The sequence below is a fragment of the Streptomyces sp. NPDC030799 genome (assembly GCF_055572255.1).
In genome coordinates this window covers 132,392-152,396 of sequence record NZ_JBVIDS010000001.1, presented here as the reverse complement: position 1 = coordinate 152,396, position 20,005 = coordinate 132,392, and the positions used below count along the sequence as shown (strand labels likewise).

The 20,005-nt window shown below is 70.9% G+C and carries 18 protein-coding genes; 8 read left to right on the top strand and 10 right to left on the bottom strand.

Going from position 1 to position 20,005, the window contains the following annotated elements; genetic code table 11:
- Window positions 1-226: 226 nt before the first annotated feature.
- The 6 genes from ACZ41I_RS00650 to ACZ41I_RS00625 all read right to left on the bottom strand — a co-directional run bounded on the left by ACZ41I_RS00650 (window position 227) and on the right by ACZ41I_RS00625 (window position 4,548).
- On the bottom strand, window positions 227-499 hold the full coding sequence (locus ACZ41I_RS00650) for a hypothetical protein (RefSeq protein WP_468512841.1): 273 nt from the start codon (window positions 497-499) through the stop codon (window positions 227-229).
- Between the two features lie 145 nt (window positions 500-644).
- A complete protein-coding gene (locus ACZ41I_RS00645) occupies window positions 645-974 on the bottom strand; it encodes a hypothetical protein (protein ID WP_363216847.1) in 330 nt (109 codons plus the stop codon).
- A gap of 173 nt (window positions 975-1,147) precedes the next feature.
- Window positions 1,148-1,393 carry a hypothetical protein gene (locus ACZ41I_RS00640; protein ID WP_363216846.1) on the bottom strand — a complete coding sequence of 82 codons (246 nt, stop codon included), beginning with the start codon at window positions 1,391-1,393 and terminating at the stop codon, window positions 1,148-1,150.
- A 218-nt stretch (window positions 1,394-1,611) separates the two neighbouring features.
- Window positions 1,612-3,024 (bottom strand): condensation domain-containing protein, encoded by a 1,413-nt coding sequence (locus tag ACZ41I_RS00635; protein WP_468512840.1) that lies wholly within the window; start codon window positions 3,022-3,024, stop codon window positions 1,612-1,614.
- Between the two features lie 176 nt (window positions 3,025-3,200).
- Window positions 3,201-4,067 (bottom strand): tyrosinase family protein, encoded by an 867-nt coding sequence (locus ACZ41I_RS00630; protein WP_399768901.1) that lies wholly within the window; start codon window positions 4,065-4,067, stop codon window positions 3,201-3,203.
- Entirely contained in the window at window positions 4,051-4,548 is a 498-nt protein-coding gene (locus ACZ41I_RS00625; RefSeq protein WP_468512839.1) for a tyrosinase family oxidase copper chaperone, read from the bottom strand. Before ACZ41I_RS00625 ends, ACZ41I_RS00630 begins: the two co-directional genes overlap by 17 nt.
- A gap of 1,246 nt (window positions 4,549-5,794) precedes the next feature.
- On the opposite strand from ACZ41I_RS00625, the gene ACZ41I_RS00620 reads away from it, so the two are divergent.
- Window positions 5,795-6,403: an LPXTG cell wall anchor domain-containing protein gene (locus tag ACZ41I_RS00620; protein WP_363214046.1), complete on the top strand. Its 609-nt coding sequence runs from the start codon at window positions 5,795-5,797 to the stop codon at window positions 6,401-6,403.
- Window positions 6,404-6,517: 114 nt separating this feature from the next.
- Here the strand turns inward: ACZ41I_RS00620 and ACZ41I_RS00615 are convergent, their stop codons facing one another.
- Both ACZ41I_RS00615 and ACZ41I_RS00610 read right to left on the bottom strand, forming a co-directional pair.
- Entirely contained in the window at window positions 6,518-7,390 is an 873-nt protein-coding gene (locus ACZ41I_RS00615) for a beta-1,6-N-acetylglucosaminyltransferase (protein ID WP_363214045.1), read from the bottom strand.
- A 188-nt stretch (window positions 7,391-7,578) separates the two neighbouring features.
- Window positions 7,579-8,199: a PIG-L deacetylase family protein gene (locus tag ACZ41I_RS00610; protein WP_363214044.1), complete on the bottom strand. Its 621-nt coding sequence runs from the start codon at window positions 8,197-8,199 to the stop codon at window positions 7,579-7,581.
- Window positions 8,200-8,511: 312 nt separating this feature from the next.
- On the opposite strand from ACZ41I_RS00610, the gene ACZ41I_RS00605 reads away from it, so the two are divergent.
- From ACZ41I_RS00605 to ACZ41I_RS00595, 3 genes are read left to right on the top strand one after another with little or no spacing between them, the layout of a single operon-like run.
- Entirely contained in the window at window positions 8,512-9,873 is a 1,362-nt protein-coding gene (locus tag ACZ41I_RS00605; RefSeq protein ID WP_399769095.1) for a sugar transferase, read from the top strand.
- Between the two features lie 13 nt (window positions 9,874-9,886).
- Complete coding sequence (locus ACZ41I_RS00600; RefSeq protein ID WP_468512838.1) at window positions 9,887-10,453, top strand: DapH/DapD/GlmU-related protein; 567 nt, start codon at window positions 9,887-9,889, stop codon at window positions 10,451-10,453.
- Window positions 10,450-11,577 carry a glycosyltransferase gene (locus tag ACZ41I_RS00595; RefSeq protein WP_468512837.1) on the top strand — a complete coding sequence of 376 codons (1,128 nt, stop codon included), beginning with the start codon at window positions 10,450-10,452 and terminating at the stop codon, window positions 11,575-11,577. Before ACZ41I_RS00600 ends, ACZ41I_RS00595 begins: the two co-directional genes overlap by 4 nt.
- Before the next feature lie 66 nt (window positions 11,578-11,643).
- Here the strand turns inward: ACZ41I_RS00595 and ACZ41I_RS00590 are convergent, their stop codons facing one another.
- Together ACZ41I_RS00590 and ACZ41I_RS00585 are read right to left on the bottom strand one after the other, a co-directional pair.
- Window positions 11,644-12,843: a glycosyltransferase family 4 protein gene (locus ACZ41I_RS00590; protein WP_468512836.1), complete on the bottom strand. Its 1,200-nt coding sequence runs from the start codon at window positions 12,841-12,843 to the stop codon at window positions 11,644-11,646.
- A gap of 28 nt (window positions 12,844-12,871) precedes the next feature.
- Window positions 12,872-13,852, bottom strand: a complete 981-nt coding sequence (locus tag ACZ41I_RS00585) for an NAD-dependent epimerase/dehydratase family protein (protein WP_468512835.1) — start codon at window positions 13,850-13,852, stop codon at window positions 12,872-12,874.
- Window positions 13,853-14,096: 244 nt separating this feature from the next.
- Between ACZ41I_RS00585 and ACZ41I_RS00580 the strand changes: the two genes are divergently transcribed.
- The 4 genes from ACZ41I_RS00580 to ACZ41I_RS00565 all read left to right on the top strand — a co-directional run bounded on the left by ACZ41I_RS00580 (window position 14,097) and on the right by ACZ41I_RS00565 (window position 19,873).
- Window positions 14,097-15,680 (top strand): hypothetical protein, encoded by a 1,584-nt coding sequence (locus ACZ41I_RS00580; RefSeq protein WP_468512834.1) that lies wholly within the window; start codon window positions 14,097-14,099, stop codon window positions 15,678-15,680.
- Window positions 15,677-17,218, top strand: a complete 1,542-nt coding sequence (locus tag ACZ41I_RS00575; RefSeq protein ID WP_363214034.1) for a lipopolysaccharide biosynthesis protein — start codon at window positions 15,677-15,679, stop codon at window positions 17,216-17,218. The genes ACZ41I_RS00580 and ACZ41I_RS00575 overlap by 4 nt, the downstream gene beginning before the upstream one ends.
- A 120-nt stretch (window positions 17,219-17,338) precedes the next feature.
- Window positions 17,339-18,181, top strand: a complete 843-nt coding sequence (locus tag ACZ41I_RS00570; RefSeq protein ID WP_363214033.1) for a class I SAM-dependent methyltransferase — start codon at window positions 17,339-17,341, stop codon at window positions 18,179-18,181.
- Between the two features lie 189 nt (window positions 18,182-18,370).
- Window positions 18,371-19,873, top strand: a complete 1,503-nt coding sequence (locus ACZ41I_RS00565; RefSeq protein ID WP_468512833.1) for a hypothetical protein — start codon at window positions 18,371-18,373, stop codon at window positions 19,871-19,873.
- The last annotated feature ends 132 nt before the right edge of the window (window positions 19,874-20,005 follow it).

The window sequence follows — 20,005 nt, the reverse complement described above, 5'->3', positions numbered from 1 at the left end:
CCGGCGACGACACAGCCGCAGCCCGGACGCGCACCCTGAGGTGTCTGCCGCGCGTCCGGGCTGCCTTCGCCATGGGGTATTACTCAGCACACCGGCGAACAGTCCGAGTTGATCCAGGACAGGGACGTTCAGTTCGTACGATGTGCATGTCGTGCTCCAAAGGGGTGTCGATGCGCTACGACCGCAGCGCGCTCAACGTGCGCATCGAGACCTTGGGGTTCTTCTACTACTGCTGCTGCTGCTGCTGACCGCTGTCGGTCGGAGCGGAGTACTGGCCGTAACCCTCCTCGCCCGTGGGGGCGTCCTTGTGGCCACCGTCACCCGGCTGGGGAGTGAAGTAACCGCCCCACGTGGCCACGGCGTTGGCCGACGAGTTGGCCACCGCGTTGATCTGCGGAGGGGTGTCGTCGTAGCCGCCGGCGAAGCTGACGCCGACGCCGAGGGTGGACAGACCCGCAACCGCCGCGGCTACGACTGCGGCGCGCTGAAACTTACGCATGGTTTGACCCTTTCTTACCCGGGCAGGAAGCCCTGGCTTGACTACTTAGTGTGAGCATATACACACAATCGGTAGCAATTTGGGATCTTTCCATACGTCGTGTCGGATTACGGCAGGAATTCCACCGGAAGGTCCGGCCCCAGGCTCACCCCAACAGGTCGGTCACGTCCGGCTTGTCACCCCTGTCGGGCGTCACACCCCTGCAGGTCACCTCGGGCCCGATGCGCATCGTCCCGTTGCCCAGGGCGGCGGGCAGCAACAGGGGCTGCATCGGCATGCAGTTCTCCTGGTGGGGCATGACCCCGTTCTCCGGCAGTTCGCCCTGGATCCGCTGGATGCAGCTGACGTTGCCCTGGAGGTCGCGCGTACAGACACCCGGACCGGCCATGGCGTACGGCTGGGCGAGACCGGCGCAGGTCACGGCGAGGCCGCCAACAAGCCCCGAAACGGCCGCGATCTTCTTCCTACTGAGCATGGGATGCGTTTCCTTTGTGAGGGGCGCCCGGACGCCGTGTGCCGCGAACCGGCAACGCCGGGCTCTGTCTTCGTCTTCGAGGTTCAGGCAACCGGCCCGGCGTGCACGGAACCCTTCGGGGGCTGACCCGAAGGGTTCCGCGGGAGGCGTCGCATGCGACGACGCCGTCGACCTCAGCCAGTGAAAGCGTTGTTGAACTGGCCGCAGGTGGTGTCCAGGGTCTGGGAGAGACCGAGCACGCCGATCGGGAGGTTGCCGTCGGCCACCGTCTGCGGGCTGCACTCCTGGTAGGGGCGGTAGAGGTCGTTCACCTCCAGCCCGCCGCCACCGTGAGCGTAGGCGGTACCGGCGGCGCCGCCGACCGCGGACAGACCGCCGGCCGCCACTGCTGCGATCACGACCTGCTGAAGCTTGCGCATGGAACCCTCGGCTCTTCTTGCTTGTACGTCGAGGCTGATTGCCTACCGTGACTGGCTGAACACTAGCAGTAGCGATACTCGGTATTCCACTTTGGCGGATATCCGTGTCCAAAAGGGGACATGAGCGTGAATGCATTACCGGGTGATGACAACTGCCGCCACACTGACGCGGGTTGTCATTCGGTGCCCCAACACGAATGCCGGAAAAGGCAGTTGTATTAAGAGCAGGTCGGCTCCGCGGCCTGCATGCGATCGGGAGCGGGCACGGACAGTACGAGGTCGCGCAGCGCCTCGATGTACCGCCGGAGGTTCTTGTACGCGACGTCGGTGTCGGGGTAACGGCAAGCAAGCCACAGACCTTCGTACAGCCGGTTGACCCACACGCACACCTGGTCGCCGTACGACACCCGGATCAGCGCGTACGCCTTCTGCCCGGTCCAGCGGTCCGCACCGGGGACGACGCGGGCGTCGACGTACGAGACGATCGAGTACAGGTCGGGCGAGGTCGGCCGGAAGTCCGCGCCGAGCAGGCGCAGTACGCGGGCCAGCGGAATGCGCGCCAGCGACCGGTTGGCCTGCAGCTCGGCGCGGACCGTGGCGAGCGCGGTGTCGAAGTCCCGTGCCGCGGGCACCTCGATGGGCGCGCCGCCGACGTACCAGCCCACGGAGTCCGACCAGGCGGATTTCACCCGGGTGTGGAACGGCACGACCGTGCGGTAGACCGGCTGTCCGCCGAGCTGGTGCACGATGAGGCTGGTCGCGGCCAGGACGCCCACCATGCTGCCGCCGTGGGGCCGGCAGTACGCCTCGAACGCGGCGGCGGCGTCCGCGTCGACGAGCGGCTCGCGCAGCAGCTGCTGGGCGGGCAGCGTGCCACCGGGCCGCAGCCCCAGGTCGACGGGAAAGTCCGGGAGTTTCCCGTCGCACCGGGCGATGAACTCCCGCCAGCGGTCGACGATCGTGTGCGTGTCGTCGATGCCGTCCGCGTTCGCCCGCTCCTGCTCGCAGAAGTCGACGTAACTGCCCACGGCGTGATCGGCCACGGACCGGCCCATGAGGCCCGCCCGGTACAACTCGCCGATCTCGTCCGGGATGCGCTGCAGGGAGTAGGCGTCGACGTTGGTGTGGTCGAAGGCCAGGTACACGCTGGTGGAGTCCTCGCGGAGGACCGCCGCGTAGATGAGGTTCGGCCAGCCGAGCGCGTCCGCCGCGACGTCGAACCGGTCCTGCAGATACCGGACCAGGGTGTCCGCGTCGGTGAAGTCGCCGACCACCTCGCGGCGCAGCGACACGTCGTCCTCGTCGAGCGTGAACCGGTGCATGTCGTCACCGGCCCATCTGAAGCCGCTGCGCAGTGTCTCGTGCCGGAGCGTCCAGCCGCGCAACGCCCGTTCGAGCGCGGCTAGTTCGGCGTGGCCCGGCAGATCGAACGCCGCGCCGATCCAGGTCGGCACGAACAGTCCGTCCTCGCGCACCGACCGTGCGGTTCTGATGTGCGACTCCTGGATGTACGCCGGCGGCCGAGGATCCGGCGGGAGCACTGCCGCGGCGGCGACGGTCGCCGGGCCGAACGTCCACTCGACGAGCCGGCCGGGCCGGACTTCGCAGCGCTGAATGTCAGTAATTCGCACGGGAGCGTCTCCTTCGCAGAAGACACAGACTTGATCAAGGACCGGCCTGGATCGAGTGGCGGGTGCCGTGTCGCCGGCTTTTCAGCGGGACGTGTGACACCTCGAACGGCATAGCGAACGGGCCGAGGCACACGGGAAGTTGGCTGCCTCCCGTGTGCCGTCTGCCGGATGCGGCCTCACTCGTACCGGTAGATCCCGCTCACATCCTCCAGCTGGTCCGGCGTCACGTCCCACGGCGGCAGCCGCTCGTGCCGGGCCACGATCCGGCCGTGCTGGGCGTCGCGGGCGCCGGGCGGCTCGGCCGGGAGGTAGCGGTGCTCGCGGTGCCGCTGCTGCCAGCGGGTCCACTGCAGGTCGACGAAGGAGTGGTGCAGCCAGAAGACGGGGTCGTTGACGGACGCACCGCCGACCATCACTCCGCCCACCCAGCGGTGCACCCGGTTGTGGTTGTGCCAGGAGACGCTGCCCCGGCCCTGCCCCCACCCCTCCAGCTTGTTGCGGAATCCCCTGGTGACCGTCGAGTCCCAGGGTGACGTGTCGTAGACCGGGTCGGCCAGCGCCGACTCCAGGTCACGGGCGGTCGGCAGCTCGATCGGGTTGCGGGCGCGGCCGAGGTCGCGGGTGAGGTACTGCCGGTCGGTCACCCCCTCGGTGATCTTCCAGTGGCCCGATCGGTAGGCGAACGGACCGGTCATCACCTGCCGGTCCGAGCGCCGCCCGTTGCCGCCCATCAGATCGTCGGTCCACGGCAGCGAAGTGGCCGTGCGGTCGCGGGTCCAGTCCCAGTACGGCACCGTCACCGACGCGTCCACCCGGCGCAGCGCCCGCTCCAGTTCCAGCACGAGCTTGCGGTGCCAGGGCAGGAAGGAGGGCGTCATGTGGGCGGTGCGGAGCCCGCGTTCACCGTCGGGGGTGTTGTACTTGATGTGCATCCGTACGAACTCGTCGTACTCGCCGCGCCGTTTGACCTCCAGCAGGGCGTCCACGAACCGGCGCCGCTCGCTGCGGGTCAGCCTGCTGATGTTCTTACGCGTGTACGCCATGGCCGCCTCCCCCGTGCTCCGGTGCGCCGCCCATCGGTCCCGGTGCCAGATCGCGCACCTGCTCGTCGGGACCCAGCTCGTCGACCGCTCCCCGGGCCGCGGCGAGCGGGGTCGCGTACGAGCGGTAGTGGTCGACCATGCTCAGCCAGCTGCCGTCGGCGCGGCGCATCAGGTGCAGGGGGCGGCCGTCGATCGTGACCGCCCACTGGGTGCCGGCGGCCCGGCCGGAGGTGCGGACCTCGACGCCGCGGATGTGGCGCCCCCGGTAGTTCTCGTCGAAGGCGCCGGCCTTCCTGCCGTCGTCCGGGGTGTGCTGGGGCCGTCCGCAGGCCGTGGCCACCGGGGCGAGCGCCACGCCGACGGCCGAGGCGAGCAGCCTCCGCGTCACGTCCCGCCGCGTTCTGTCCCGGGGCCGCGCTCCACCCGCGACCGGCGTCCCGCGCTGCCCGCCTCCCGGCACTCCGCCGACGCCAAGAACCATCGTTCACTCCTCGTCCGGTCCGGTTGTCGATGCCGTAACCGACGGACGGCCCGGCCGGTCACCGACGTGCGGCCGGACCGGTGACCCGGGCACCGAGCCGGGCCTGCCGCGGCGGCCCTGCCGCGGCGCCGCGCGATCCGCCGCCGGCGGGAGTGATCAGCTGGTCGCGAAGCTCCGCCGACGGGTCTGTACTTGTCCGGGGTGCCGACCCGGAAGGCCGGCGTCCCGGCTCGCCGCTCACCACCACCGGCAGCAGCGCGAAGCCGCGGCTGCCGGCCACCGTCCGGGGCGCGGACGCCGCCGCCGGCAGGCGGGGAGCCCGTCCGGGCCGCGGCCCGCGCCGTCGTGCCGGGCCCCGGCCCGGACGGATCGGGACGGCACGGGGACGACCGCCCGGACCTCCGGCGCCGGCGCCGGGGCCGTCCCGCCGGGCCGGGCGGGACGGCCCGGGGCGGCGGGGCGGAACAGGCGCGTGTCGGCGGCGGCTGAGGTCACGGCGCGACCTTATCGGCACCGGACGGGACGGCCCGGTGCTCGCTCACCCGACCGGAGGACGGCGGCCTGCGCTCCACACGATCGAGGGACGTGCGGGCGACGTCCGGACGGAGCGTCGTAAGGGCGCCCCTCGACCCTGGTATTCGGGGGCACCCACGACACTCGCCCCTGGGCCGCCGCTGCGGTACGGCCCAGGTCGGCGCCTCGTCAGGCGGCCGGCAGGTCACCTCGGTGACGGTGTCCTCGGCGGCCTGGACGCGGGTGGCGGCCTGATCGGCGGGGAGCCGGCCGTTGCCGGTGTGGCGCGTGGACCGCCCATGGACGTTCCTTTCACTGGTGCGTCGGATCGCCGGTACGTCGGATCGCCGGTACGACGGGTTCCTGAGCCCACCGTGGGATCACCCGGCGGCTTCGGCAACCGGTCGGGCTCATTCCGGTGAACCGCCCGTCCATTCGGGGCACGACATCCGCACCCGGGACCCATGGACCGTGCGGCAGAACGCGGTGCTGAACGGCGGCTGAGGCCGCTCACCGTCGGGCGTGGGCGGGCAATCGGGTGAATTCTCCGGCATTCCACGCCTCTCGGTATCTTCGGGCCTTCATATCTCGTTCACAGTTCGCAGGTCGTGGCGAGTGTGAACGTGCGGCATCACGGTCCCCTGCGGCGACCCTGTGGAACCCGGCAATCGACAAGGCCGGATCAGCGGCCGACGCCGGCTTCCCCTTCCCGCCTGAGAGAAAGACAACGAGAGTGCGACAGACCCTGACCAAGGGATTGGTCGTGGCCGCCGCCGCGACAAGCGCCCTGACTCTGTCCGGCACATGGGCGTTCGCGGACTCCGGTCCGCAGGCGACAGGGGCGGACTCACACACGGTGCTGTCGGGCGATACGGCTGCCCAGCAGGCCGTCCCCGGTGAGTCAAGTGCCCTGAGGGCGATCGCTCGTGCGCAGGCCGCCGTGCGGCAGGCGCACCGGGAGGTGGGGTACACGGCCCCGCCTTCCGACAGCCCCACGACGAAGGCGAGCGACCAGGGCTCCAGCTACGGCTCGGACGACAGCTCCACCGCAGGCTCCGGCTACGGCGACGACGAGCCGGGTTACGGGTCCGACTGCGGCTGCTACGGCGAGGACACACCCACGCCTCCCCCCACCAAGACGGTCCCGCCACCGCCCCGCAAGCACGCCCCGGCGCCCAAGCCCGTCCCCGTGAAGGCACCGCCCGCGAAGCGGACTCCGCCGCCCCCGGAGCTGGCCAAGACCGGCGCCGAGACCACCTCCGCAGCCATCGCCGCCAGCGGTGCGCTGCTGGCCGCCGGAACCGTCCTGTACCGGCGAGGCCGGGCCGCGGCCCGTCGGTAGTGCACCGGGTGCCGGACACCTCGTGCCCGGCACCCGTCGGCTCTGCTTCCGTTTGCTGCGCCATCCGAGCCGGCGGCGCAGGGGACGGACGGGCCTGCCCCGATGGGCCCCGGCTCACGCCCGTCCGTCGAGGGCGTCGAGCAACTCCGCCGACTGCGCTGACGCGACCTTGCGGGTGAAGAACATCCGGGAGGCCTCGATCGCCGGGAGATCGGCGAGCGTCCGCGTACCCGTGAGCAGCCGTTCCAGGTGGTGGAAGTTGGTGAAGTCGGCGGTGCCTCGCCCGGCCCGCGGCCGCAGGACCGGGTCCTCCACCTCCTCGCGCCAGCCGCTGTTCCAGACGAGCGTGTGGAAGAACATCTCGTCGGGCGCGTGCGTCGTACGGAACAGGTTCTTCCAGCGGGGGTCCTCCGCCTTGCCGAGCAGGTCCGCGACGCAGTCGGCGGTCAACGCCGTCCACTGGCTGCCCGCGACCGGCTCGATGTCACCGAACACCGAGGGCCTGCGCCGGGGGGTCAGCTCCGTGATCCCTCTGCGCAGCAGGGCGCGGGGCAGAGCGGTCGGCCCCGGTCCGGTCGGCACGGCGTCGAAACACCACCGCTTGAGGAGCCGGCGGGCGGTGGTCGCGTCGTCGAGCACCGTGGCGGCCCGGCAGTGCTGCCGGAACGGCGCCGAGGCGAGGTGTGCGGCGAATGCGCGCACCGGCCGGGCGGGGTAGCACTGCCCCGACAGCAGAACGATGTGGTCGCAGGGCTGCGCGAGCTCCAGCGCCGTGCGGTACAGGGCGAGCGTCGCCCGGACGACCGAGAAACCTCCCCACCGGACGGCGACGCGGTCGCGGACGTACGTGGTGCGCGGCACCCCCGCGAAGTCGGCGGCGCGCGACCGTGCGTCCACGTGGACGACCACCGGGTACGGCGCCAGCCGCTCGGCCAGCCGCGCGAACAGCCGGGGCTCGGTGTGCGCGAGCACGGCAAATACCGGCATCGTTCTCTCCTTCCTCGGTCCACCGGCTTCTCCCCACGGTGATCGCGAGGCCATGGCTCGCGGCGCGGCTCGCTCGCGGGTGGGAGGGATGTCCCCCGTATGGCGCGTCGCCGAAGGCCGCACCGGCCGCCGTTGAACACCGCACCGGCGCCACCCGCTCAAGGCGGCGTGCGGGGCGCGCCGCGACGTCACACGGCGCGGCCGAGCGGCATCGTGAAACGCAGTGGCTGGAACATCTCGGCGTGGGCGCAGCCGACCCGGCTGCCGTGCAGCACGGCCCGTGCGCGGACCGCCTCGGCCCCCAGCTCGGTGCGGGTGCCGGTCTGTGAGGCGTGCGCTGCGAGGAGGGCGGTCTTCCGCTCGATCACCGCGCTGATGTCCACGCTGATGCCCGATGACAGCAGGGGGGACCGGGGAGACTCGTAGAGCAGTACGTTGTCCAGGCGCCGAGCGGCGATCCTGAGGGCCTGGTGCGTTCTGACGTGGTCCTGGTGGATGTCTTCGGGCAGATGCGCGTAGACCAGGTCGGGGGCCGCGTTCTCGATCTCCTCCTCAAGGCGGTCCACCAGCTCGCGCAGCGGCCCGAGCCGGCCGTCGGGCCGGTGCAGCATCACCGCCTTGGCGCCCAGGAGCTGTGCGGCGTGGTCCTGTTCGGCGGCGCGCACCACGGCGTCCCCGGCGAGGGCTCCGTCACTGACGACGACCATGGTGATCGAGGCGCCGTGCGCCGCGTGCCGCAAGAGGGCACCTCCACAGCCGAACTCGATGTCGTCCGGGTGAGCTCCGACCGCCAGCACTCTGTTCCACATAAGCGCCCCTCAGATGCGGCTGATGGTTCCTCAATGTCCTGATAATACACATATGATGCTCTCCTAACACTTTCCTCACATACGCCCATCACACGCCCTTGTCACCGACCACACTCTCGTACCGAATGACATTGTTTTGTGAAGAATGCCTGATATAAGTAGTGGCCGATGAGAGCGACTGGGGGCTTCCGAAGGAGAGCCATGGGGCGGTCCACCAACGCGGTGTCTGGGCAGGCGCCCTCCTCCACGCCGTACAAGACGCTTCACCGCGAAGTCACACGGGTCCATGGGTACGGCGCGCTCTCCGTCTGTGTGGATCTCGTCGGGGCGGCGCTGCCCGTGCCGGCGGCGGTCCTCCAGGGCTGGGAACCGCGTGCGCTGCTTCTGGCCGCTGCCGCCGCCGCGTTGTGGCCGCTGATCGGGGTGGCGAGCAAGCGCTACGCGTCCGGGGTCGGCACCGACGCGGTCGATCTGCGGGCCGTCCTGAGGGACTGGCTGATCCTGGTCGGCGCCCTGGCCGTGCTGCGTGTGCTGTGCGGACCGGACAACGGCCCCATCGAGGCCTTCACCGCACTGCTGCCCGCGCTGGTGCTCACCGCGACCTGTCAGAAGGTGATCCGCCGCCGGCTGCGGGCCGCACGCAGGGACGCCCGCGTACTGCACCGCGTCCTGGTCATCGGCGAAGGCCCCCTGGTGGACGCCGTGGTCGCGCAGCTCGCCCAGCGCACCGACCACGGATACGTCATCGTCGGCGCCTGCGCGGTGGGCGGGCACCCGGTGTCCTCGGGTGTCACCGTGTGCGTACGGCTGGCCGGCGAAGCGCCGCAGCCACCGGAGACGGACGCGGCGGGAGTGCTCGGAGCCGTCGACGAACTGGCCGCCGACCTGGTCTTCGTGGCGGTGAGCCGCCACATGTCGGGCGAGCGGCTGCGCCGGCTGTCCTGGGCGCTGCACGACCGGGGCTGCCCCCTCGTCGTGCTGCCCGGCATCGTCGACGTCGCACGGCGCCGGCTGCGTGCCACCTCTGCCGCCGGGCTGACGATGCTGCACATCGCACCGCCCGCGCGCCGCGGGATCCCGGCCCTGTTCAAGACCGTCGTGGACCGGCTGGGCGCCCTGCTGCTGATCGTCCTTCTCTCCCCCCTGCTGCTCGGCGTGGCACTGGCGGTGCGGCTCGGCTCACCCGGTCCCGCCCTGTACCGGCAGACGCGCGTGGGCCGGTACAACACGCACTTCTCCATGTGGAAGTTCCGCACCATGGTGGTGGGCGCGGACCGGCTCAAGAGCGAGCTGGAAGAGGCGAACGAGAACGACGGGCACATGTTCAAGTTGCGCCGTGACCCGCGGATCACCCCCGTCGGACGCGTCCTGCGCCGCTACTCGCTCGACGAGCTTCCCCAGCTGTTCAACGTCCTGCTCGGCCACATGTCCCTGGTCGGACCGCGCCCTCCGCTGCCCGAGGAGGTCGTCAAGTACAACCCGGTGGAACGGCGCCGGCTCACCGTCAAACCGGGTCTGACGGGGCTGTGGCAGGTGAGCGGACGAGCGGACCTCTCCTGGAACGAGACCGTCGCGCTCGATCTGCGGTACATCGACAACTGGTCCCTGGCCGGGGACGTCAACGTGATGGCCCGCACCGTGCGAGCGGTACTGGACGGCCAGGGCGCCTACTGAAAGGTACAGCGTCATGGCAGCGACATGGTCCCTGCGCGGCTTCACCGGCGCCGGGTACGACAAGGGGCGTCCCCTGCTCGTCCAGGCCGCCTGGTTCGCCGTCCAGCACCTCGTCTTCGTCAAGTGGTGGTTCCCGGACCGCTGGCGTCCGCCGCTGCTGCGGGCCTTCGGCGCCCGCATCGGACAGCGGGTGCTGATCCGGCACGGGGTGCGGGTGCACTGGCCGTGGAAGCTGGACGTCGGCGACGACGTGTGGATCGGCGAGAGCGCCTGGATCATCAACCTCGAACCCGTCACCATCGGCAGCGACTGCTGCGTCTCGCAGAACGCGCTGCTGTGCACGGGCAGTCATCTGCGCCGTTCCCCCACGTTCGAGTACGACAACGGACCCGTCCGCCTGGAGCCGGGCAGCTGGGTCGCCGCGCGGGCGGTCGTCCTGCGCGGCGTCACCGTCGGTCAGGGCGCCGTGGTGGGCGCCGGTGCCGTGGCCCACCGGGACCTGGCACCGGGCACCGTCCTGACGGCGGGCGGCATGCAGGGGACGGCCGCGTCCGCGTCCATGAAGGAGGTCGGGGCATGAGAGTGGTCCAGGTGGTCACGCTCGTCAGCGACGACGGGACCTTCGGCGGCCCGCCGAGCGTGGCGCTCGCCCAGCTCCAGGAGCTGGCCGAACGCGGCCACGACGTACGGCTGGTGTCGTTGTGGCGGGGTGCGACGCCGGCTCCGCCGCGCCTCGGCGCCGTCCCCTTCCTCTCCCGCCCGGCGCGGACCGTCGTCCCGGGCCAGGGGTGCCTCGGCCTCATGCACCCCCTGCTGCTGTGGGATCTGTGGCGGGCCATGGGGCACGCCGACGCCGTGCACCTCCATGTGGGCAGGGACCTCGTGTCCCTGGCCGCGCTCGCCGTCGCCCGGCTGCGGCGCGTCGACTTCGTCGTCCAGACGCACGGCATGGTCGAGCCCCGCACCGGTGCCCTCGCGCGCGTCTTCGACAGCGTCTACGTCCCCCTGCTGCGGCGGGCGCGCCGCTGCCTCGTGCTCACCGAGCGGGAACGGCGGGCCCTGCCCGCGGTGCTGGGCGCCGGGCACCCGCCGCTGGTGACGCTGGCCAACGGCATGGGCCTGTCCCCTCATGCAGGGCACGAGCAGGGGCGCGACCCGCATGAGGTGCTCTTCCTCGCCCGGCTGCACCCGGGCAAACGCCCCGAGGTGTTCGTGGAGATGGCCCCCCTGGTCCACAAGGAGATCCCGGAGGCGCGGTTCACGCTCTACGGTGCCGACGAGGGATCGCTGGGGCAGGTGAACCAGCTCATCGCCGACCGGGGGCTGACCGATGTGGTGTGCTACGGCGGCCCGCTGGACCACTCCGCGGCGCTGGAGGCCTACCGCAGGGCCACCGTGTACGTGCTGCCCAGTCTTGTCGAGATGTTTCCCATGACCGTTCTGGAGGCGCTGGCCGAGGGAACGCCTGTCGTGTGCACGAGCAGCTGCGGCATCGCGGGCGAACTGGCGGACAGGCAGGCGGCGATGGTCACCGACGGCAGTCCGGAGGCGCTGGCCGAGGCGGTCGGCCGGCTGCTCACCGACGAAGCGCTGCGCCGCCGGCTGGTCGACGCCGGCCACCGGGCGATCAGGGAGGTCTTCTCCATCCGCGCGGTCGTGGACCGGCTGGAGGACATGTACCGGGACCGGTCCCGCAGGAGGTAGAGGACGGCACCGGCGGATCGGTGTCCCGCCGGGAGACCGTCCGCCGGCCGACAGGATCCGGCCGGCTCAGCGGGCCGAGGTGCCGGTCACCCTTGTGAGGATGTCCTCGAAGCGGGAGGCGGAGGCCTCCAGGGCGAACTCCCGCTCGGCCAGCACGCGGCTCTGCTTGCCCAGGGACGCGGCGCGTTCCGGGTCGGACAGGACGTCCTGGACCCAGGCGGCGGCGCCCTCCAACGAGGATTCGTCCGGTGGGAAGACCGCCGAGCCGGCCTGCCGCAGCAGCCGGGCGGCCAGGTTGTCGGCGGGCATCAGGCCGAGCACCGGACGCCCGGCACACAGGTACGACAGGGTCTTCGACGGCACCGAGAACATCCCGGCGTCCGCTTCGAGGAGGACGACGAGTACGTCGCCCGTGCCCAGCACCTCGGACAGCCGCCGGTAGGGCTGGAACGGCAGCAGCGTCAGCTCGACCCCGCGGGCGGCGGCGGCCTCGGTGAGGACGGGCACGGCCGGGCCTTCGTTGACGACCACGAGGCGCACCCGCTCCCCCCGCTGCCGCAGGCGCTCCGCCAGCTGCACCAACAGCACGGGGTTGTGCTTCAGGCCCAGCGTGCCGGCGTAGAGCAGGGTTCTGACGTCGCTCAACCGCTGCTCGTCCGACCATGCGTTGGCCCTGGCCACCGGGACGATCTCGTCCAGCGGCGCCCAGTTGGGGATCACCGTGACCTTGTCGGCGGTGCCCCACTGCCGGTGCACCTGCACGAAGGAGTCGGCGATCACCACGATGGCCGCGGCCTGCCGTGCCGCCCACTTCTCGGCGGCGCCGAACACCTTCGCCGCGACGCCCATCGCGCCCGCGACATCGGCGGCGGCGAAGCGCTGGAGCGCTACGGCGGTGATGTCCTGGTGCCACAGCACCCAGGGAATCCGCAGCCGCTTCAGGACCGCCGCGGTCACCGCGAGGACCGGAATCGGCAGGTTGGACAGGAGCGCCACCCCGGGCCTGGCCCGTGCGACCTGCCGGGCCAGCTCGACGCCCAGCCGGGTCTCCTGGCAGAGCCGGTGCGCATAGGCCTGTTTCCTCAGCACCGTGCGCTCCCCGATGGTGGCGAAGCGCAGGCCGGCGACGTCCGCCCCGAGGTCGCCCTTGCCGCTGAGATAGGCCGCGCAGGTCGAGTGGACCACCGCGTGCCCGCGGCGTGCCAGCTCCCGGCTGAGCTGGGCCTGGAAGGGATGACCGCTGTAGTCGTGTACGAAGATCCTCATCGGCTTGTCGCGTCCTCGCACCGTCGCCTCAGCCGTGCGAACGCTTCACCTGGTCGTAGACCCAGGCGTAGGTCCTCTCCAGGCCGTTGAGCAGGGGGACCGAGGGTTCCCAGCCGTAGATCTCGCGGATCAGGGTGTTGTCGGAGTTGCGGCCACGCACGCCCTGCGGGGCGTCGAGCCGGTAGCTGCGTTCACAGCGGATGCCCGCGATCTGCTCGACCAGGTCGACGAGCTGATTGATGGTCACGAGTTCCGAGGAGCCGAGGTTGACCGGTACGCCGCTGTCGCCGCGCATGATCATCCGGGTGCCGTGCAGACAGTCGTCGATGTACATGAAGGAGCGGGTCTGCTGTCCGTCGCCCCAGATCTCGATCCGGTGGTCGCCGGAGAGCACGGCCTCGGCCACCTTGCGGCACACCGCGGCCGGGGCCTTCTCCCGGCCGCCGGCCCATGTGCCGTGCGGGCCGTAGACGTTGTGGTAGCGGGCGACGCGGGTGGTGAACCCGTAGTCCTCCGCGTAGTGCCGGCACATGCGCTCCGAGAAGAGCTTCTCCCAGCCGTAGCCGTCCTCCGGCTGTGCCGGATAGGCGTCCTGTTCCTTCAGCGCGGTGACGTCCGGGTCCGTCTGCTTGCCGGCGGCGTAGACGCAGGCGGAGGAGGAGTAGAAGTAGCGCTCGGCACCGGCCTCGTGTGCGGCCTGCAGCATGTGGGTGCTGGTGAGCACCGACATCATGCACGCGGCCTTGTTGTTCTCGATGAAGCCCATGCCGCCCATGTCCGCGGCCAGCATGTACACCTGCCGGGCCCCCTGGACGCCGCTGCGCGCGCCGTCCAGGAGCGAGAGGTCCGCGATCACGTTCTCCGCGCCGTCGTGCACCTGGTACCAGTCACGCAAGGGCTTGATGTCGACGGAGCGGACCGTCAGCCCCTCGGCCAGGAGCGCATTCACGAGGTGTCCGCCGATGAATCCCCCGCCACCGGCTACGACGGCGTCGACCTGCTTGTTCATGGACAACTCCTCGGGTGAAGGGGGCCTGTGGGGGGCCGGCTGTGCCATCACTTGGCATCCGATCGCCCAGAATATTGATGTTTGACCGATTTCCTCCGTATTGGCGCGCCTGAGGTGGTTTGCAAGATTGTGACGCTATATATCGGCCGGTGAGGTTCCCAGCCGAGGGGGACTGCGACACCTGCCGGCAGGCGCGTCCGCCCCCCACCTCTCCCCCATCACTTCCTCATCCAGGAGGCCACCTGTGACCGGTCCGATCCCCTTCGACGACCGCTTCGACGAACGGGACCAGCTCCGTGAGCAACTGCGCCTGCTTCTGCGCTACCGCGTCGTGATGGCACTGGGAGTCCTCCTGGGACTGCTCGGCGGGCTGGCCGTGGCGCTGTACGGCGCCACCACCTACCGCGCCACCAGCGATGTCCTCGTCCGCGCCGACGCCGACCCCTTCGGCCCGGTCAGCGTGCCCGCCGACAACCAGATCAGCATGGGCACGGAGCAGCAGATCGCCGGCAGCACCGCCGTCGCCGTCCGTGCCGCGCGCGCCCTGGGACAGGCCGGCAGCCGGGCCTCCGCACTGCAGAACCATCTCCGGGTCACCAACCCTGCGAAGTCCCAGGTGCTCCGCTTCGAGTTCACCGCCGGCTCCCCGAAGCGCGCGGCGCGCGGCGTCAACGCCTTCGCCGAGGCCTATCTCGCCGACCGCAGGAGCCGTAACGACACGGCCGTACGGCGGACCATCCGCGGCCTGAATCAGCAGATCGCCAACCTGACCCGGCAGAAGAAGAAAAAGGACGCGGACGGCGCCGACGACTCCGCCCTGAACAGCGAGATCGCCGGTCTGCAAAAACGTGTGTCCGAGCTCAGCTCCCGCGACACCAGCGGCGGCGACGTCGTCCGCCCGGGCGCGGCACCCGCGCACCCGTCCGGCCCCGGGGTACCGACGCTGCTCGTCCTCGGACTGGCCGGCGGTGCCGTCCTGGCCGTCCTCCTGGCCTGGCTGCGCTCGGCCCTCGACAGCCGGGTGCGGTCGGCCCGCGAGGTCCAAGCCGCCCTGCGCGCACCGGTGCTGGCCACCCTGCCCCACGCCAGGCGCACCGGCGACACCCTGCTGACGGTCGACGGCACGGGCAGCGCCCGCGCCCAGGCCTACCGGTCCGTGGCCTTCCGCCTGGCGCAGACCGGCCTCTCGGAAGGTACCGGCCATCTCCTCGTGGTGTCCCCGCGGCGCAGCGACGCCGTCCAGGAGGTCGCCGCGAACCTGGCCGCCGCCTTCGCGGAGCACGGACGGCAGGTGGTGCTCGTGGACGCCGACCCCGAGGCGCCCGGGCTCGCCGCACGCCTGCCGCTGCTGCCCGAGGCAGAGCACGCCCGGCAGCAGACACCCCTGCCCGACGGGGGCGTCCTGGTCGACGCCGGCGCCGCGGGACGGTTCGCCCTCTGCTCCAGCGGCAGCACCGGCCGGCCGCTCCACTACGAGCTGCGCGAGGTGCTGGAGAAGGTGTCGTCCGGCGCCGACTCCCCCACCGCGGTCATCGCCACCGGGCCCCTGCTGGAGCACCCCGGCGCGCTGCTGACCGCCGAACACCTCGGCAGTGTCCTGGTCGTCACCCGGGCCGGCACCCGCCGGGAGGACCTCAGGCAGGTGAGCGAACTCATCGACTGCTCCCGCGGACGCCTGCTGGGCGCCGTGGTGGACACCGGACGCGCCCGCAAGGGGGTGCGCGCGGCGCTGCTCCGCCGTGTGAAGCCCCGCACCCCGGCCGAGACCGTCCTGCCGGCCACGCAGCCTTCCGGGCAGCACGACACGCTCACGGTCTCCCAGGGATGACGGCGCCCGGGACGGCCCCTCTCAGCACGTCCGGGGCCATCACCCGCAGCACGGTCGCCGCGGCCGCACGGGGAGGGCTGTGGGGTGCGGTCGGCAGCGCGACGAACGCCGTGTTCGCCTTCCTCTTCGTCGGCCTGGTCACCCGCGCGGTCGGAGCCCACGGCGCCGGAACCATCTTCACGGGCGTCGCCGTGTTCACCATCGCCAGCAATGTCTGCAAGCTCGGCGGCGACACCGGGCTCGTCCGCTTCATCCCCGGGGATCTCGCCCTCAACGGGGGCCGCTCGGTGGGCTCCCTGCTGCGCATGGCCGTGCTGCCCGCGGCGGCGGCCGCCACCGCCACCGCCCTGGTGCTGCTGCTGTGCCCCACGGTGGCGACATCGCTCCTGCCCTATCTGCCCCGCGCCGACGCGGTCGCCCTGATCCGGTTCTTCGGCCTGCTCCTGCCGGTCGCCACCGTCAGCCTGGTCCTGCTGGCCGCCGGCCAGGGATACAGCACCGTGGTGCCGTTCGTCTCCGTGGAGCAGATCGGCAAGCCCGTGCTCCGGGTGCTGATCGCGGTGCCGGTGGCGTACGCGGCCCCCGGGATGCTGTCCCTGGCGGCGGCCTGGCTGCTGCCGGCGCTGGCCGGTCTGGCGGCCGCGTGGCTCGGCCTGAACCGCTGCCGGGCCGGCCACGTCCCGGCGGCCCGGGTGGGCGGAGAGGCCGTCTCCTGGCGGGCCTTCTGGTCCTTCTGCGCGCCCCGCGCCGTCTCCTCGGTCTTCGACATCAGCTCGGTCTGGGTCGGGGTCATCCTGCTGTCGGCGCTGGCCACCGACGCCGAGGCGGGCATCTACACCGCCATCAGCCGTGTCGTCACCGCGGGCACCCTCCTCCAGCTCGCCGTCCGCCTGGCCGTCTCCCCGCAGCTCAGCCGACTCCTCGCGGTCGGCGAGACCGCCGAGGCCCACCATCTGCACCGCATCTCGACCTGCTGGGTCGCCCTCTTGTCCTGGCCGCTGTTCGTTCTCCTCGCCGACTTCCCCCGCACCGTCCTCTCCGTCTTCGGACCGGAGTTCACCAAGGGAGCGGCCGCCCTGGTCGTGATGTGCGCCGCCTCCATGGTCAATGTCGCGGTCGGCAGCGCACAGACCGTGCTCCTCATGGCGGGGAAGAGTTCGTGGCATCTGGCCTGCACGGCCGCGTCGTTCACGGTGCAGCTCGGCCTGGGCGTGTTCGCCGCGCCCCGCTGGGGCATTGTCGGCGCGGCCGTCTCCTGGGGCGCGGCCGTCATCGTGGAGAACCTCTCGGCCGCCCTGCTGGTCCGGCTGGGCCTCGGCTTCCCGACCGTGGCCGCCGGGTACCGGCGGGCTTTCGGTATCGCCCTGGCCGTCGCCGTGGTCCTGGCGGCCGTACGGATCCTGGCCGGTGACGCCCCTTCAGGGCTCGCGCTGGGACTTGTCTTCGGAACACCCGTATTGGGCGCTCTTCTGTGGTGGTACCGCGCGCCGCTGGGAGTGAGCGAACTGGTACAGGTGCGGCACCGTCGCACCGTATGAGTGCATAAAACAGGGACTCAGGAAAACAAGTCTCTCGAATAATCGTAGCGCCATACGCGGGCTGTTACGATGCCAAAATCTCTCGCCCCTCCTGAAAGAACTGAATGAGGCACCATATTGATGCACAGGTACATCAAGGTCGATGCCGAGATGGAACAAGCGCTGACAGAGGTCACGAACGCTTTTCCGTTCCCCGACTATTTCTATCCGTGGCTGTGCGGTCACATCACCATCGCCCAGACCGTCCAGCGGTTTCTGAGGCCGGGGGCACGGATCCTTGACTTCGGAGCGGGCCCCGCGGACAAGACCGCGGTGCTCGCGGCGTTGGGCTACAAGTGCACCGCCGCCGACGACCTCCAGGACGACTGGCACAAGCGTGGCGACACCCGCCGGCGCATCCTGGACTTCTCCGAGAAGATGGGCATCGAGTACATCCAGCTCGACGGCGGTGCTCTCCCGGACACCGGGGACTTCGACATGGTGATGCTCCACGACGTGCTGGAACATCTCCACGACTCGCCGCGCGACCTGCTGATCGGCCTGCTGGAACGGGTCCGCGACGACGGGTACCTGTTCGTCACCGTGCCCAACCACGTCAACCTGCGCAAGCGCCTGGACGTGCTGCGCGGCAGGACCAGCCACCCGCCGTACGAGCTGTACTACTGGTATCCCGGCGCCTGGCGCGGCCACGTGCGCGAGTACACCGAGGGCGACTGCCTGGCGCTGGCCAAGGCGCTGGGGCTGCAGGTGCGCGAGCTGGGCGGCACCCACCACATTCTGTCCAAGGTGCCACCCCGGCTGCTGCGCGCCTATCTGGCCGTCAGCCGGTTCATTCCGTCGACCCGGGACACATGGTCGATGGTCGCCCAGAAGCCCCCGGGGTGGGTGGCCAAGCCGGAGCTGGACGGCCGGGAATTGCGCGAGCTGACCGGACTGAAGTCGTGGGGCGAATTGGCCCACTGACCCTCGGGGCGACCGGAATATCCCCGCGGCCCCGGAAAGCGGAGATCCCGGCAGAATTCGACTGGAGCGTATTTGCTTCCGCGGTCCGCGTATGCGACGAACCCGGGTCTCGCCCGGTCATCCGACAGCAAGGCCCCCCACTCCTCAGTGAGGCTTCCGTTGAATCAGTCGTCCATCAGGGGGATCCGGATGCGGGACGATCGCGTCCGCAGTCTGCCCGCGGTCTGTGTCTGGGCCGTGGTACTGGTCGTCCTGCTGCCGGTGCTGTTCCTCCGGCCGCAGGGCGGGCCGGTGCCGATGGCCCTTGTTCTGCAGGGCGTCGTCGTTGCGCACACCGGTGGAGCCCTCACCCGCGTGCTCACCGCGCCCAGGATCCGGCTGGTCGGTCTCGGATTCTGGATGTTCTCCTACATCTGGTTCGGCCTGGCCCCCCTGACGATGCTCAGCTCGGACACCTACCCCTGGCCCTACCGGGCCGGTGCGGACACCTCCCTCGCGGCCGTGGCGCTCGTCGAGCTGGGGCTGGTCGCCTACAGCGCCGGAACCGCCCTCGCCGCACGCCGGGAACACACGACTTCCGTACGCCGGGCCGCCTTCCGGCCGGGCGTGGTGGAACGGCTGCTGGCTCGTCGCCTCGCGCCCTGGCGCGTCCTCCTGCTGTGCGGCCTCGCGCTGGCACTGGCGGTGCTGCTGATTCCCCGCCAGCCGGGCGGAGTTGCCGTGTACTTCACCAGCCGCCAGGCCGTTCAGGAGACCGGCACCCCGGGCGACTCGGCGGAGTCCTTCCTGGAGCCGCTGCGCAGCTGGTCGCTGGCCGTGCCCGCCTTCTGGGCGCTGCTGGGCCTGCTGCGCCTGCCGCGCGTCCCGGGCGGGGACCGTCTGCTGCGCGGCGTCCGCCGGCTGCTGCTGCCGCTGCTCGTCGCAGTGAACATCGTCGTCAACAACCCGATCAGCAAGCCGAGGTTCTGGGCCGGGACGGTGCTGCTGACGCTGCTGTTCAGCGTGCCCCGGCTGTGCCGCCCCCGCGCCTCGCGTGCGATCGCCGTCGGCCTTCTCGCCATGGTGCTCGTCGTCTTCCCCTACTGCGACTACTTCCGCTACGACGACCGTCAGGCGGTCTCCGTCATCTCGCCGGCCGAGCAGTTCACGGCCAAGGGCGACTACGACGCCTTCCAGCAGCTGCAGACCGGCATCGACTACGTGCGGGAGAAGGGGTTTTCTCCCCGGTCGGCGCTCGGCCCGGTCCTCTTCATGGTGCCGCGATCGGTGTGGCCGGACAAACCCGAGGACACGGGTATCGCCTTGGCGCGATTTGCGGGCTACGACTTCTTCAACCTCTCCGCGCCCCTGTGGATCGAGAGTTACCGGCGGGCCGGAGCTCCCGCAGTGGTCGTCGTCTTCTGCCTGCTGGGCGCGGCAGGACGCCGCATGGACCAGACCCGGGAACGCCTGCGCGACCGGCCGGACACCCTGGCGGTTCTTCTGGTACCGGCCTTCGCGTTCTACCAGTTCGTCTTCCTGCGCGGCAGTCTGCTCGGCATCTCGGGCCCGATGTTGCTGACGATGACCATCCCGCTGCTCATCACGACCCCGGGCAGCCGGGTGTCCCGGCCCGCCCTCGGGGCGGTGCCGTCCGTGCCGGCGCCGGCTGTGCCTGCTCCCGCACCGGCACCGGCCCCTTCGCCGCGGTAGGCGTGCCCGCCGACCGGCAGATCGGCATGCGGCCCCACACACCCTGCTGGGTGACACACCGTCAGAACTTGCTCGCGGTCCAACTTTTGAAATGTTCGCATTTGGTACTTTTATGTGGCGATATCGTACGCC